This is a genomic window from Chryseobacterium tagetis (genome assembly GCF_016735585.2).
GTDB classification, from domain to species: domain Bacteria; phylum Bacteroidota; class Bacteroidia; order Flavobacteriales; family Weeksellaceae; genus Chryseobacterium; species Chryseobacterium tagetis.
In genome coordinates this window covers 146,466-162,196 of the sequence record NZ_JAERSE020000004.1, presented here as the reverse complement: position 1 = coordinate 162,196, position 15,731 = coordinate 146,466, and the positions used below count along the sequence as shown (strand labels likewise).

At 34.1% G+C, this 15,731-nt stretch carries 15 protein-coding genes; 9 read left to right on the top strand and 6 right to left on the bottom strand.

The genetic code is table 11. From position 1 onward, the window contains the following. From JI747_RS14645 to JI747_RS14610, 8 genes are all read left to right on the top strand, one after another. A complete protein-coding gene (locus tag JI747_RS14645; protein WP_225689641.1) occupies nucleotides 1-1,713 on the top strand; it encodes a DEAD/DEAH box helicase in 1,713 nt (570 codons plus the stop codon). A gap of 150 nt (nucleotides 1,714-1,863) precedes the next feature. Then, a complete protein-coding gene (locus tag JI747_RS14640) occupies nucleotides 1,864-2,502 on the top strand; it encodes a DUF47 domain-containing protein (protein WP_089753431.1) in 639 nt (212 codons plus the stop codon). Between the two features lie 20 nt (nucleotides 2,503-2,522). Continuing rightward, nucleotides 2,523-3,665 (top strand): inorganic phosphate transporter, encoded by a 1,143-nt coding sequence (locus JI747_RS14635; protein WP_225689640.1) that lies wholly within the window; start codon nucleotides 2,523-2,525, stop codon nucleotides 3,663-3,665. Between the two features lie 100 nt (nucleotides 3,666-3,765). Then, nucleotides 3,766-4,737, top strand: a complete 972-nt coding sequence (locus JI747_RS14630) for a polyprenyl synthetase family protein (protein ID WP_225689639.1) — start codon at nucleotides 3,766-3,768, stop codon at nucleotides 4,735-4,737. A 73-nt stretch (nucleotides 4,738-4,810) separates the two neighbouring features. After that, nucleotides 4,811-5,770 (top strand): GSCFA domain-containing protein, encoded by a 960-nt coding sequence (locus JI747_RS14625; protein ID WP_225689638.1) that lies wholly within the window; start codon nucleotides 4,811-4,813, stop codon nucleotides 5,768-5,770. Then, nucleotides 5,763-6,272 carry a DUF4269 domain-containing protein gene (locus JI747_RS14620; protein WP_225689637.1) on the top strand — a complete coding sequence of 170 codons (510 nt, stop codon included), beginning with the start codon at nucleotides 5,763-5,765 and terminating at the stop codon, nucleotides 6,270-6,272. The genes JI747_RS14625 and JI747_RS14620 overlap by 8 nt, the downstream gene beginning before the upstream one ends. Before the next feature lie 8 nt (nucleotides 6,273-6,280). Continuing rightward, nucleotides 6,281-7,045 (top strand): TatD family hydrolase, encoded by a 765-nt coding sequence (locus JI747_RS14615; protein WP_225689636.1) that lies wholly within the window; start codon nucleotides 6,281-6,283, stop codon nucleotides 7,043-7,045. Nucleotides 7,046-7,052: 7 nt separating this feature from the next. Next, entirely contained in the window at nucleotides 7,053-8,210 is a 1,158-nt protein-coding gene (locus JI747_RS14610) for a hypothetical protein (RefSeq protein WP_225689635.1), read from the top strand. Between the two features lie 39 nt (nucleotides 8,211-8,249). On the opposite strand, the gene JI747_RS14605 is transcribed toward JI747_RS14610, so the two are convergent. Next, on the bottom strand, nucleotides 8,250-9,548 hold the full coding sequence (locus tag JI747_RS14605) for a DEAD/DEAH box helicase (protein ID WP_225689634.1): 1,299 nt from the start codon (nucleotides 9,546-9,548) through the stop codon (nucleotides 8,250-8,252). Nucleotides 9,549-9,633: 85 nt separating this feature from the next. Further along, nucleotides 9,634-10,122: a DUF6438 domain-containing protein gene (locus tag JI747_RS14600; protein WP_225689633.1), complete on the bottom strand. Its 489-nt coding sequence runs from the start codon at nucleotides 10,120-10,122 to the stop codon at nucleotides 9,634-9,636. Between the two features lie 347 nt (nucleotides 10,123-10,469). Between JI747_RS14600 and JI747_RS14595 the strand changes: the two genes are divergently transcribed. After that, complete coding sequence (locus JI747_RS14595; RefSeq protein WP_225689632.1) at nucleotides 10,470-11,969, top strand: T9SS type A sorting domain-containing protein; 1,500 nt, start codon at nucleotides 10,470-10,472, stop codon at nucleotides 11,967-11,969. 53 nt (nucleotides 11,970-12,022) lie between these two features. On the opposite strand, the gene JI747_RS14590 is transcribed toward JI747_RS14595, so the two are convergent. The 4 genes from JI747_RS14590 to JI747_RS14575 form a co-directional block, all read right to left on the bottom strand. Further along, a complete protein-coding gene (locus JI747_RS14590; RefSeq protein WP_225689631.1) occupies nucleotides 12,023-13,015 on the bottom strand; it encodes a DUF6438 domain-containing protein in 993 nt (330 codons plus the stop codon). Between the two features lie 58 nt (nucleotides 13,016-13,073). After that, nucleotides 13,074-14,057, bottom strand: coding sequence for a GTPase ObgE (obgE, locus tag JI747_RS14585; RefSeq protein WP_225689630.1), 984 nt, complete (start codon nucleotides 14,055-14,057; stop codon nucleotides 13,074-13,076). Between the two features lie 71 nt (nucleotides 14,058-14,128). Then, entirely contained in the window at nucleotides 14,129-14,707 is a 579-nt protein-coding gene (locus tag JI747_RS14580; RefSeq protein WP_225689629.1) for an adenylate kinase, read from the bottom strand. 152 nt (nucleotides 14,708-14,859) lie between these two features. Further along, nucleotides 14,860-15,414, bottom strand: a complete 555-nt coding sequence (locus JI747_RS14575; protein WP_225689628.1) for a phosphoribosyltransferase — start codon at nucleotides 15,412-15,414, stop codon at nucleotides 14,860-14,862. Between the last annotated feature and the right edge of the window lie 317 nt (nucleotides 15,415-15,731).

The window sequence follows — 15,731 nt, the reverse complement described above, 5'->3', positions numbered from 1 at the left end:
ATGAATTTATTTACGGAAACCAATTTAAGTCCTGACATTCTTAAGGCTATTGGCGAACTGGGCTACGAAAGCCCGACAGAAATCCAAAAACAGACTATCCCTTTTATTCTTTCAGATATTCGCGACTTGATCGCACTTGCGCAGACGGGGACAGGCAAAACAGCAGCATTTTCGCTTCCGATTTTGGATATGATTGACGATACGAGTCGCAAAATCCAATTTTTGGTGCTTTGTCCGACACGAGAATTATGTCTTCAGATTACAAAAGACATAAAGAATTATTCTAAGTATATGAAAGACATCAAAACAACTGCGGTTTATGGTGGAAGTAGTATTATGGAACAGATCAGATCTTTGAAGGATAAGCCACAGATTATCGTGGGAACTCCGGGAAGGGTGATCGATTTAATTAACAGAAAAGCTCTTGACTTTTCTGCTATTCATTGGTTGGTTTTAGACGAAGCCGATGAAATGCTTTCAATGGGTTTCAAAGACGAATTGGAAACAATTTTGAGCGAAACTCCTGAAACAAAACAAACTTTCTTATTCTCGGCAACGATGAGTAAAGAAGTAGAGAGAATTTCTAAAAATTATTTGACAAAACCTCACAGAATTTCTGTTGGTTCTATTAACGAAGTTAAGAAGAACATCAAGCATGAATACTATGTAGCAGGTTACCGTCAGAAAAAAGAAGCTCTTAAAAGATTAATTGATTCAAACCCGAATCAGTATTCAATTATCTTCTGTAGAACAAGAATGGAAACTCAGGAAGTTGCCGATTTCTTGATGCAGAACGGGTATGCTGCTGATGCGCTTCATGGGGATCTTTCTCAGGCACAGAGAGATACGGTAATGAAGAAGTTCAGATTGAAAAATATCGATATTTTGGTAGCAACAGACGTTGCAGCCAGAGGTTTGGATGTAAATTCACTGACGCACGTTATTCATTACTCTTTACCTGATGATCCTGAAGTATTCGTTCACAGAAGTGGTAGAACAGGTAGAGCAGGAAAAGATGGGGTTTCAATTACTTTAATTAAGCCTGAAGAAAGCAGAAAACTAAAACAAATAAAATCAGTTACCAAAATTGAGATTGCTGAAGCTAAAATTCCTACGGGAGAAGAAGTGATCAAAGCTCAGGTTGGTGGTGTGTTTGAAAGTCTTTTTGAAGTACACGAAGATTTCTTTGAATTTGATGATGCTTTAATCCCTGATTTGTCAGCATTCACAAAAGAAGAATTGGTTCACAAGCTACTTCAGTTCCAATTGAAGGATCTTGCTCTTTATTACAAAGACAGACATGATCTTGTTGAGCAGAAGCTAAACAGCAGAGATGATGACAGAGGATCCAGAAGAGACCGTGACAGAGACAGAGGAAGAGATCGCGACAGAGGTGAGAGAGGAGAAAGAAGCGACAGAAGCAGAGATCGTGGTGAACGCGGAGGAAAACCAAGAAGAAAAGATGAAAACATGGTAAGATTCTTCTTCAATTTGGGTAAAAAAGATCAATTGAAGAAATTGGACGTGTTGGATATTATCAACAAAGCAACATCGAACGGAAAAAGCAAAAAAAGAGCTGAAATCGGAGATATTGAAATTTTAGAGAAATTCTCTTTCTTTGAAGTTGAAAAATCGTTCAAAGGAGATCTTTTGAGTAATATTTCGAGCATGAAATTTAGAGGTAAAGATATGAGAGCTGAAGAGGCTAACTAATCATCTAAAACAATATGAAAACCGGCTGTAAAGCCGGTTTTTTTATTTGATAACTGTATGTTAATTCAATGTTAACAAAACTTAACGTCATATGCTTTTGGGTAAGGTGGTTTTTTAAGAAATTTGCACACGAATTATAAAAACTTAAAAATGGGAATTGGTAATATTTTCCACGCTTTTCAACCAAAAGATAAAATCTTCTTTGTGCTTTTCGAAAAAGTAACAGAAAACCTTGTAGCAATGTCTGAGGAATTCAACCACGGAATCAAAGACTTCGATCTTAATGACGATTCTATGTTGAAAAAGATGAGCGATTATGAACATAAAAATGATGAGCTTACTCACGAGATCTTCATAGAATTGGGGAAAAACTTCATTACTCCATTCGACAGAGAAGATATTCATACATTAGCGACAGGATTAGATGATATCGCAGATTACATCTACGCTTCTACAAAATATATTTTCCTTTACAAGTCGCCTGAGATGAAGGCGTATTCAGATTTTTCTTTACTGATCCACAAAGCATGTCTTGAAATTCAGAATGCGATGAAAAACCTTAAAGGTTTCAAAAACATGGAACAGGTAAAAGAAGCTTGTATCAAAGTAAACTCTATTGAAAACATTGCAGACGATTTGTTATCAAATTCTATGGTAGAATTGTTCGAAACAAACGATGCGATCAATATTATCAAAGTTTCATCTGTACTTAATTATCTTGAAATAGTAACTGACAAAGCAGAAGATGTTGCCAATACAATTGAGAACATCATGATTAAATACGCTTAATTAATAATTATAATTAAACAATGGAATTTCCGATTTTACTTATAGTTATTATTGCGTTGGCTTTAATCTTCGATTACATCAATGGTTTTCATGATGCGGCCAATTCAATTGCGACTATTGTTTCTACAAAAGTTTTAACTCCCTTCCAGGCTGTACTTTGGGCAGCACTTTGGAATTTTGCAGCCTTCTTTATTGCTGCCTATATTATTAAAGATTTTAAGATTGGTAATACGATTGCCAAAACGGTTAGCGAAAACTTTATCACCCTTGAAGTTATCTTTTCAGGTCTTGTTGCGGCAATCGCCTGGAACTTGTTAACATGGTGGTTTGGTATTCCTTCCTCTTCTTCCCATACCTTAATCGGCGGTTTTCTTGGAGCGGCTTTAATGCATGCTTTCATGATGGATTACCACTCTGTTGCTGCGGCACAACCGGATTTAGGATTTTTTGGAACTGTTAAAGAAGCATTTAATCAGGTGACTCATCAAAGTGTAGTGAAATTTGATAAAGTAATTCCTATTTTCCTGTTCATTTTCATGGCTCCGATTATTGGAATGGTTATTTCGATCATTATTACTTTAATTATTGTTCATATATTCAAAAAATCAAATCCTCATAAAGCTGATCAAACTTTTAAAAAGTTGCAATTATTCTCTTCAGCTTTTTTCAGTTTGGGACACGGTTTGAATGATGCGCAAAAAGTAATGGGTATTATTGGTGCTGCATTGATTTACTATCATGTTGAAATGATCCACGATCCAGTATATTTAAACATTGCAAGTGCAGATCGTTTCAAATTTTTCTCAGAACACTATCTTTGGGTTCCTTTGATTTCTTTCTTGGCTATTGCATTGGGAACAATGAGCGGTGGCTGGAAGATCATCAAAACAATGGGTACTAAAATTACAAAAGTAACTTCATTAGAAGGTGTGAGTGCTGAAACTGCAGGTGCGATCACATTATTCATTACAGATCATTTTGGTATTCCTGTTTCTACAACACACACCATTACAGGTTCTATCATTGGGGTAGGATTGACGAAAAGAATTTCTGCTGTAAGATGGGGAATTACGGTAAGCTTACTTTGGGCTTGGGTTTTAACCATTCCAATCTCTGCAATCGTAGCAGGAATTACTTATCTTTTGGTAACCTTTTTATCTTAATTGAAAATTTAAAATATAATTAAACTTTGCTCATTTGGGCAAAGTTTTTTGTTTTGTAAAGCCTTAGAAAATCGTATTTTTGTTCAAATTATTAGAATTTATGGAATTTTTAGACAGATACCAACAGATTGTTGCTGATGCTATTCAAAAATACACTTTCAAAGATAAGCCTGCAGAATTATATGACCCGATGAATTACATTATTTCACATGGTGGAAAACGTCTTCGTCCGATCATGGTTTTAATGGCGTGTGATTTATTTGGAGGTGACCTGAAAGAAGCAATAAAACCTGCTTTGGCGATCGAATTTTTCCATAATTTCACGTTGATCCATGACGATATTATGGATGAAGCTCCTTTAAGAAGAAATAAACCGACTATTCATACGTTGCACGGGATTAATACAGGAATTCTTTCCGGAGATGGATTAATGTTAAAGGCTTATAAATTCTTCGAAGATCTTGAGCCGGAAATCTTCAAAGCGTGTATCAGAATTTTTACCCATACAGGTTTGCTTTTATGTGAAGGTCAGCAATATGACATCAATTTTGAAACTCAGGAAAATGTGACTTTTGATGATTATATCAGAATGATTACTTATAAAACAGGAGTTTTAAGTGCTTCTTCATTTGAAATCGGAGCCTTGATTGCCAAAGCGAATTTTAAAGATGCCAAAGCTATTTTCAACTTCGGAAAACATATCGGGATTGCCTTCCAGATTATGGATGATTATTTGGATGTATTCGGAGATCAGGCGCAGTTTGGTAAAAAGCACGCAGGAGATATTTATGAAAATAAAAAGACAGTTCTTTATCTGATGGCGAGAGAACACGCAACAGAAGAAGAAAGAAAAGAGCTGGATTACTGGTATTCTAAAAAGACAGATAATGTTGATAAAGTATACGGAGTAGAAAAGATTTTCAGAAGAACAAAAGTGGATGAAAAAGCCCTTCGTTTGATCGAGAAACACAATGAAATCGGTCAAAGCTACCTTGAGAAAATCAATATTCCGGAAGAAAAGAAAAAGCCTTTTGCAGAACTGGCAAATTATTTATTGAGAAGAGAAAGCTAAAAAGATGGTAGATTTTAGGTTGCAGGTAGTAGTTTTGCCTGCAACCTGAAAGTTGCATCCTCATACCTATGCAATGAAATTCAGGACGGAAGTTGATATCAAAGAATCGAAGAAGAAAATTGAAGTTGAAGATAAAATATTTTCAATAGGCTCCTGTTTTGCTTCTGAAATGTCAGATCTGTTTCATCAGGGTCAGTTACAGACTATCAATAATCCGTTTGGAACCATTTTTAACCCTTTTTCGATCAATAACGCGATCAAAAGACTACATGATGCCGGATTTTATGAAGAAGAGGAATTAATCACCTTTAACGACGAATTTATTTCTCTGGATCATCATACCAATTTTGATACGAGATACATTCATCAGACGCTGAATAAAATCAATAGCAAAATCGAAGAAGGAAATTCTTTTCTTCAGAATTCCAACTGGATTATTATTACGTACGGAACTTCATTTATCTATGAATTTATTCCGAAGCAAAAACTGGTGGCAAATTGCCATAAAATTCCGCAGAAATTCTTTGAAAAAAGATTGCTTACTCATCAGGAACTTACAGATTCTATCTACAATACCATTTTAAATTTAAATGATATCTGTAAAGATGATGTTCAGATTTTATTTACGGTTTCGCCTGTTCGTCATACAAAAGACGGAATGGTGGAAAATCAGTTAAGTAAATCAAAATTAATTACAGCGATTCATGAGGTCATTTTACAATTTGAACACTGTCATTACCTTCCTGTTTATGAAATTTTAATGGATGATCTTCGCGATTACCGTTTCTATAAAGAAGATATGATTCATCCCAACAATCAGGCAGTGAATTATATTTTTGACAAGTTTGGAGGCGCTTATTTTTCTGAAATGACTAAAGATTTTATTAAAGAGAATTTTAAAATTCATAGAGCTTTGGAGCACAGAACAGATGATGAGAAAGATCCGAAATATATTGAGTTTAAAGAAAAATTAAATCAAAGGATCGAAATCCAAAGACAAAAAGTAAAACATCAAATCTTTTCCAATGATTGATTTTACCACCATCAATTATTTGAAAGTAGGAAATGATAGACAAAAAAGAGCTTATGAAGTTCTTTTAAAATATAAAATATTCGAAAAATTAAGTAATTATTCACCGCTTTTAGCCGGAACAATTCCTATTGGAATTGATATTGAAGAAAGTGATCTGGATATTATTTGTGAGGTTGAGGATAAGGCTGAGTTTGAGAGATTTTTAATTCAAAGTTTTAAAAACTTTAATTTAAGGATTGAAAAATTAGATATAAATAATGAGGAATCATTAGTTTGTAATTTTGAATTAGAAGAATTTCCTATCGAAATTTTCGGACAGAACAAACCCGTCACTGAGCAGAATGCTTACCGTCACATGATCGCTGAATACAGAATATTACAGGAAAAAGGAGAAGAATTTAAACAGAAAATAATAGAATTAAAAAAAAAAGGAATCAAAACGGAACCCGCTTTCGGAATGTTGATGGGACTTGAAAATCCTTATGAAGATCTATTAAAATAGTAAAGACAATGATTGATACACATACCCATTTATACGCAGAAGAATTTGAGGAAGACAGAAAAGAAGCCATTCAGAGGGCAATAGATAAAGGAATTACGGAATTTTATCTTCCTGCCATCGATTCTGAATCGCATGGAAAAATGCTTCAGCTGGAAGCGGAATATCCCAACCAGATTTTTTCCATGATGGGATTGCATCCTTGCTACGTAAAACCGGAATCTTGGGAAAAGGAACTGGAAATCGTAAAAAACTATCTTGACCAAAGAACTTTTCCTGCAATCGGAGAGATCGGGATCGACTTATATTGGGACAAGACCACTTTAGATATTCAGGTAAAAGCTTTTGAACAGCAAATTGACTGGGCGATTGAAATGGATCTGCCGATTGTAATTCATACCAGAGAAAGTTTTGAGGAGACTTTTGAGGTGCTGGAAAGAAAAAAGCATCCAAAATTAAGAGGGATTTTCCATTGTTTCTCAGGGAATTTAGAGCAGGCAAAACATGCGATTGATCTCAACTTTATTTTGGGAATTGGTGGAGTTGTAACGTTTAAAAATGGCAAGATCGATCAGTTTTTACATGAGATTCCTTTAAATAAGATCGTTCTGGAAACAGATTCTCCGTACTTAGCGCCGGTTCCGCACCGCGGAAAAAGAAATGAAAGTTCATATCTTGATCTGGTTGCCGGAAAATTAGTGGATATTTATAAAGTAGATTTTTCTGAGATCGACAGGATTACGACTGAGAATGCTTTAAATTTATTCAATAAATAGAAAATGAATGATTAATAAAGTATTTGATTTTTTTGAAAAGGAAAAAGGGATGAAGTATATAATGTTCTTTATATATTTTATTATTAATGCTTTATTTTTAATTAAATATGGAATAAGACAGGATAAAGTTCCTGTTTTAATTCTAATAGTATTGTTTTGTGTTTTTCATTTTCTGATTTTTGAAGGCTATAATTTCTTTATTAAAAGGTTCAAAATAACTAAACAGACTATTTACTTATTTGTACTTTTCAATGGGATTTTTTATGTGGTATTATCACATTTGGTTAAAGATCCTTATCAGTTAAAGATTGATAGATGGCAGACAATAGAGTATTCCTTAGATTATTGGTTGCATGGGAAATATATTTATGCTACTAAAAACTTCATGGGGAATATTCCTTCGTATTTACCTGGGCAACTTCTTTTATTAGTTCTATTCCGGTTTTTAGGAAATGTTGGATATATACAGGCAGCAAGTTTGGTTTTGTTCAGTTTTGCAGTTATTAAAGAATTCAAAAATAATAATATCCGTTTTTTTGGAATTTTGCTTTTAGGAGCTTCTTTATCATTTATTTATGAAGCTGTTTGTAAAAGTGATTTTATTTCTTCATTTATTATTACTTCTGCTTTTATCATGTTTTGGCATAGGAAGTTTGAAGGGAATTATTTTAAAGAACCTATTTTATTAGGAGTAATATTAGGTATAATATGCCTTACAAGAAGTGTTGTCGTTATTCCTTTAATATTATTTTTATTTCAATCTTTTCTGAATACAAATTGGGAAAGTAAGATTAAATTTTCTTTAGCTTTTTTAATAATTGTAGGTACTTTATTACTATCTGTTCTTTTACCGGCTGAAAATTTTGATTATATATTACAGTATAATCCATTGCAGATGCAAGGTCAGTCGAATACTATTGTGGTATTGTTTTTCCTTATTTTGACAATAATTTTTTCTTTGTATATAAAGAATATTCAACAGGTTTTTTATTTATCGACTATTGTCATTTTCTGTTTAATGTCCGCACATCTTATTGAGCAGGGAATCCGAGGAAGTAGTTATAATTTTTTTAATATTACCTATTTAGCGGCTGCATTACCATTTTGTATTGTCAGCTCTTGTTTTCTTTTGGATAGGAAAGCAAAAATTGAAACAGAGATTTAATATATACATAAAAAAGCCTTCCAAATCGGAAGGCTTTTTTTATTTCTTTCTGGTGAAATTTTTATTCTTAGGCTTTTTAAATCCTACTGAAGCAGTAGGAGAGGCCGGTTTCTTTTTAGGTCTTGAAGAATTACCAGACGATTGTGGTCTTCCACCTCCTGCTGCAGCAGGTTTATTATTAGAATCTCTCTTCTGAGCTACCAAATTATCGGTATGGAACGGATGGTCTTTCACAATTGGGATTTTCATTCCAATCAGTTTCTCGGTATTCTTTAAGTTTAATAAATCCAAACCATCTACAAAAGAGATAGAAGTCCCTTCTGCGCCTGCTCTTCCTGTTCTTCCGATTCTGTGAACATAGGTCTCAGACACGTCGGAAAGTTCGAAATTGACTACGTATTTCAGTTCGTCAATATCAATTCCTCTCGCAGCAATATCGGTAGCAACCAATACTCTGGTTTTTCCGGATTTGAAATTGGTTAAAGCATTCTGACGGGCATTTTGAGATTTGTTTCCATGGATAGCTTCTGTAGTAATATTATCTTTTTGAAGCTTTCTCGCAATTTTATCTGCACCATGTTTTGTTCTGGCAAAAACCAGTACCGAATCAGAAATATCGTTCTTTAAAATATGAGTTAAAAGATCCAGTTTGTCTTCTTTTTCCACAAAATATACTGATTGTTTAATAGTCTCTGCTGTGGAAGAAACCGGAGTAACTTCTACTTTTACAGGATTATTAAGAATAGAATCTGCCAGTTTTTGGATTTCTGCAGGCATTGTTGCAGAGAAAAATAACGTCTGTTTTTTGGGAGGCAGGAGTTTAATAACTCTTTTTACGTCATGTACAAATCCCATATCCAGCATTCTGTCGGCCTCATCCAATACAAAAATTTCAATATTTTTTAAACTGATAATTCCCTGAGCTATAAAATCCAGTAATCTTCCGGGAGTTGCCACCAAAATATCAACACCTTTTCTCAAAGCTGCTTCCTGATTTCCCTGCTTTACCCCTCCGAAAATTACCAGATGTTTTAATGGAAGATATTTTCCATATGCTTTGATGTTTTCTTCAATCTGGATAGCCAATTCTCTTGTAGGAGTTAGAATTAGCGCTTTGATATTTTTATTATTTCGTAAATCTTTCTTTGCCAAATTTTGTAAAATGGGAATAGAAAAAGCGGCTGTCTTTCCTGTTCCTGTCTGTGCGCATCCCAAAAAATCTCTACCGTTTAAAATTTCAGGAATCGATCTTTCCTGGATGGGAGTAGGGTTGGTATATCCTTGTTCCTGAATTGCTTTCGCAATAGGATCTATTAAGTTTAAGTCTGTAAAATTCAAATGAATTATTTTTTAATTAAATAAAAATTCCTTCAAAATGAAGGAATTATGTTTTGCAAAGGTAGCTTAAATATTTTTAAATGAGTTATTTCACTTTTGTCCATTGTTGATTGTTTCTCAGATCTTCGAAAAACTTGTAAATTTCAACTAATTTTTCACTTCCTTTCTTCCCGTAGTCTTCTACTTGTTTTGAATTTCCATCGGCAAAATGTACTCTAAGATATGAAGTCGCCATGTCGGTAACATTTCTGTTTCCATATTTATCATTCAGATTTTTTACGTCTAAATTGTCTAGTAAGGCAACCAGCTTATTGTAATCTTCCTGTTTTATAGTCCCTTTGAACGTTCCTTCTCTGGGTTTTGAAAATTCAGCTTTTGAAAACTCTTTGGAAAAATTAAAATGTTCCGCTTCCAATACGGCCGTTCTATCTGGATTAATTGTGATTTTAAAAATAGGACAAGATCCGAAGCATGCTCCCGCTTCATATTCTATGGTTGAATATTTTGACGTGTTTTTTTGAGTGGAGCACGAGAACAAAAGCAATGCTGTTAACAAACTGAATAAATATTTCATAGTTTAAATTTGTAGGATTTGTTTCAAGAACTGTTCCAAAAAATACATTAAGAGAAATTGTTTTCAATTTATTAAAAAATAATCAATTCTTCATTATGTGAAATAATTATGTAATAAATAGTAAAAATTATATAATTATAATGATGGCACTATGGCTATTTTTGGCATCAAATTAACAATTATTATGAAAGAAATCATTACTTCATTGGAGGCAGTGTGCCATGCCAATAGAACTTTTCATTCCTCACGGAATCTCCCTGCTTTCTCAGGCTTACATGTAAATGCTCAATATGAGTTTAATGAAGGTAAGAACAATAAATAATCAATAATAATAAACTGAAAAAATTATGAATACAAAAAATATTTTTTTACTTCTTTTTTTAAACTTAGGAACAAGTCTGCTTTTCGCTCAAGGAGAGAATGATAACTGGTACTTTGGATATAAAGCAGCTGTCAATTTTTCTAATTCTACACCTGCAGCCATCACCAACAGTGCTATGGAAACGCTGGAAGGTTGTGGTTCCGTAAGCGACAGCAATGGAGATTTACTTTTTTATATGAGCCCTCAAAATATCTGGAATAGGGATAACCAAGTGATGACTAATGGTAATCTAGTTTCCTATATGGATACGGCGCAACAACTTGCTATTGTACAAAATCCGGCAAATGATAACCAGTATTATGTTTTTACAACAGGAGTAAACGGTATTGTAACGTCTACTTATCGAATCAATTATTCAATTGTTGATATGTCTCTAGGGAATATTGGGAGTAATGGGAACCCTCTTGGTGAGGTGTTATATCGATTTAAACAAATTCCGGTATTGGATGATGCGGGCAATCTCTTTACCTCTGAAGCAATAACTATTGTCCCTAATACAGATGGAGTTTCATATTGGGTATTGATTCCGAATGATAAAAGACTGTATGCTTATCGTCTTGATGCGAATGGCTTTGATAATGGGAATCCTGTAATTAGTAATCTTAATGCCCCAATAAGTGGTAATCATTATGGTATAAAAGCCTCTCCAAAAGTTTACTATAGCCATTTTACCCATTATATATGCATCTCTCCTTGGTCGGATAATAATGCATGGGGAGCACCGGATAGCGATTTTACCAACCAGGTATATTCGTTTAATGCTGCGACCGGCGAGATTGTTCCTGACTTTTATCTGGAGGCAAATGCATTAAGAACCTATTCAGCTGAGTTTAATAAAGATGCCTCTGTGCTTTTTTTAGGAGCTAAAGACCTTTATGCTGTTGATTTAAATAATTCCTTTGGTACATCAGTTCACTCTATGATGGTGTATGATGATCCGCAGCCTTACTCTTCAGGCTCAGGTATGGCTATTCAGAGAAACGCAAAAGGTGATATTTATTTCAGTAAGAATTTTCAATTGTATTTGGCTCAAATATTGAAACCTGATGTATTCGGACCTGGTATTGGATATGATCTGAATGCAATATATTTAGGTGGTACAGGGAGTACCGAATATGGATTACCACAATTAGTTCCATCATTTGATTTAGAAGGTCACAGAACGATGCTTAAACAATCAAATCCCGATCAAAAAAGAATGGTATTAATGCTCGATCAAGAAGAAAGAAAACAAAGATTGCAGATGAAAAACATAGACATCTATCCTAATCCTGTTTCTGATCTTCTTACAATAAAAACCGATCTGAAAATTGAAAATGTAAGTGTGACTGATATTTCAGGGAAAAATAGCAATGCCACTTTCCGTGAAAATAAAGTTGATGTGAGAAATCTTCCTTCAGGATCTTATATCATTACTATTGAAACAAAAGAAGGAAAAACAACTAAGAAATTTATTAAAAAATAAATTTTACTTTTAAATTTTAGGTAAAAAGGAGAAACATTATGTTTCTCCTTTTGTTATTTTATCTTTTTCCAGTCTTGATTAAATCTAAGATCAAATAGTTTTCGGTAAAATAATTTTAAGCCATATGTTCCGGATAGACCATAGTCTTTGATTGTTTTGGTTTTTCCGTTGTCATAGGTTATTGTCAAAGTACAAGATTGATCGTCTGTCCATCTTACAGCATAATCTTCTTTAAGCTGGGAGAAATTAATATAATTTAGAATACTTTCAAAGGTTAGAAAATCAGCATCCTTTATTTTTGCTTCAAAATATCCCTCGTTTTTACCTTTGTTTAAAATTTCATATGCCTTATCTAGCGCTTTCGGGTCATTTTCATTGGTGAAATTAAACGCTTTAGCAATAAATTTAGAAGTTCCATTTTTATTAAGCTCCATGCTGAACATAGGACATGTTCCATAGCACATTCCTGTAGCGTATTCTATTTTTTGGATAGAATAATAGGTGACAGGAGAGGGATTGTACTCAATAAAGTCATCGAATTTATAATCTAATGTTTTCTTAATAATCTTAGAATTCAACTTATAAGTAGAGGCTTCCAAATCTTCGGTAAATTCTTCAAAAAATAAAGCAATATAATCTTTACCATCGATTTTTACAGGTGCGGGGATGGCAAAATCAAAAAAAACATGTTTTATATTCTTAATATGATAAGAGTCGCCTAGATCCAAAATTATTTTTGCAGTAGAAGTGCATGAAGTTTCTTTCTGGGACTTTTCATCGTAGCCACGGCAGGTTTTATCATCACCAATGACTAACAAATCTGTTTTGCCATTGTGATCAAAATCTCCTTTGTAAAAACTTTTATTAATGTTTAAGCTATCTGCGGTATTTTTTATCTTATCTGTGACATCGTGATAATTTTCATCAAAACTTTGAATGGTTTTTAATTCAAAATTAGGAAAACAGCTTGATTTACTGAGTTTACAATTCCTTATAAAAGACTGAACCTCGGATTCTGTTCCGAGGCTGTCTATTTTTGATAACATTTTGCTTTGTGAAAAACAAAACTGATTGATTACAATAAATAAGAATAAAAATATTTTTCTATCCATGTAGCTGTTTCCAGATTGCATCTTTCAATTCCACAAGACCTTCACCTGTAACTCCCGAGAAAAATAAAGGCTGTTTGTTTTCAGGGAATTCAGCAGAAATTTCTTTTTTCAGTTCATCATCCAAAAGATCCGCTTTTGAAACAGAAATGATGAAATCTTTATCTAATAATTCAGAATTATATTCTTTTAATTCGTTTTCCAGAATCTTAAATTCCTGAAAATGATCTTCAGAATCTGCAGGAATTAAAAATAATAGAATTGAATTTCTTTCAATATGTCTTAAGAATCTGTGTCCTAAACCTTTCCCCTCTGCAGCACCTTCAATAATTCCCGGAATATCTGCCATTACAAAAGATTTGTAGTTTCTGTAATCAACAATTCCTAAATTGGGAGTTAAAGTGGTAAATGCGTAGTTCGCAATTTTCGGTTTAGCTGCTGAAACAGACGCTAAAAGTGTAGATTTTCCGGCATTAGGGAAACCAACAAGGCCTACATCCGCTAAAATTTTAAGTTCGAAAACAACGTAGCCTTCCTGCCCGTCCATTCCAGGTTGTGCAAATCTAGGCGTTTGGTTGGTAGAAGATTTGAAATGCTCATTTCCTTTTCCTCCCATTCCTCCTTCCATCAGGATGATTTCCTGCCCATCTTCCATGATTTCGCCAATGATTTCACCCTCTTCATTTTTAGCAATAGTTCCGATAGGGACGTTGATATAAACATCCTCACCATAAGCTCCTGTAAGCTGGTTTTTAGCCCCGTTCTGACCGCGTTCCGCTTTAATGTGACGCGTGTATCGAAGGGGAAGTAAAGTCCATTCCTGAGCATTTCCTTTCATGATGACGTGACCGCCTCGACCTCCGTCTCCACCATCAGGACCACCTTTAGGAATATACTTTTCACGGCGAAGATGGGCAGAACCTGCACCTCCGTGACCGCTTTTACAATGAATCTTTACGTAATCTACAAAATTTGACATATTCTTTTGTTGTCAGTTAATGGTTGTCAGTTGATTGCTGAAAACTATCAACCATCAACTATCAACTGTTTTTATTTTACTTTTTCTACTTCAGCAAAAAGTTTTTCAGAGATCTCGTTGATATCTCCAACACCGTTGATCTCTACATACTTACCTTGTTGTTTGTAAAGCTCGGCTACTTCAGCTGTTTTTGCGTAGTATTCTTTTATTCTGTTTTCAATGATTTCTACATTGCTGTCATCAGATCTTCCGCTGATTTCTCCTCTTTTCAACAGTCTTTCAACCAAAATAGTATCTTCCACTACCAAAGAAAGACAAACGTCGATCTTATCATTCAATTCCTCTTTTACGATTTTCTCCAAAGCTTCTGTCTGAACAGCAGTTCTTGGATATCCGTCGAAAATAAATCCTGCAGCATCGGTCGGTTTTCTGATTTCGTCAACCAGCATATCTGTCGTTACCTGATCCGGAACCAATTCTCCTTTATCGATATAAGACTTTGCCAGTTTCCCAAGCTCAGTATCATTTTTCATATTGAATCTGAAAAGATCACCCGTTGAGATTTGCTTTAAATTGAATTTCTCGATTAAGTTTTGAGCTTGAGTTCCTTTTCCACTTCCTGGAGGGCCGAACAGAACAATGTTTATCATAATGTTGTTTTGCTTCTGGCAATTACAGCTGCCTTTTGGTTTTTCCCTTAAGTTTCCCTGCTTTTAGCCTTTAGCGTTTTTAAGTTATTATTAAATTTATTTCTTTATTTTACTTTTTAAGCTAAAAGCTATCAGCTAATAGCCAACAGCGTTTAATGGTTGATTTGTCCGTCAGATAATTGGTACAAATTCGGTAAGTTTCTACCCAACTCATCGTAATCCAATCCGTAGCCTAAAACAAATTTATTTGGAATTTCCTTTCCGATATAATCCAGTTGGAAATCTTTCTTATACACTTCAGGTTTCAATAAAAATGAAGCGATTTTTACAGATTTTGGACGTTGCGTTTCGTTGAAATATTTGAAAAGACTTTCAACAGTATTTCCGGTGTCCACGATATCTTCTACAAGAATAATGTGACGGTCTTTTACGTCCTTCGTTAGTTCCATTTTTTGGTAAACGATTCCCGTAGATTCTGTTCCTGCATAAGAACTCATTTGGATAAAAGCAATCTCACATTCTCCCGGATAATGTTTTAAAAGGTCTGAGAAGAACATAATTACTCCGTTCAACACCCCAATAAAAACAGGAACTTCATCCTTATAATCTTCATAAATTTTTAAAGCTGTAGCTTTTACAATCTCCTGAATCTCGGCATCCTTCAAATAAGGAACAAAAGTTTTGTCGTGAACTTTAATACTTTCCATAAAAATTTTTAGTAGGCTGCAAAGTTACGGATTTTTGACGAAAGTTTTTTGAGGGTGTATCAGTTTAGTTAAACAATTGGAAGAGAAAGTTTTAATAAAATGAAACAGATCCTTCGGCAAGCTTAGCATGATACCGTTAAAATGCACTGTTCAATAAAAACGAATAAAATTTAGACCTGTCATGCTGAGCGAATTCGAAGCATCTTTATAAAGTAAACAAATCACAGTTTAAAAATTCCCCTCCTTTGGAGGGGTGGCGAAAATTTCAAAGAAATTTTTGACGGGTGGTTTATTTTCAATATTGTTACATCATCGTT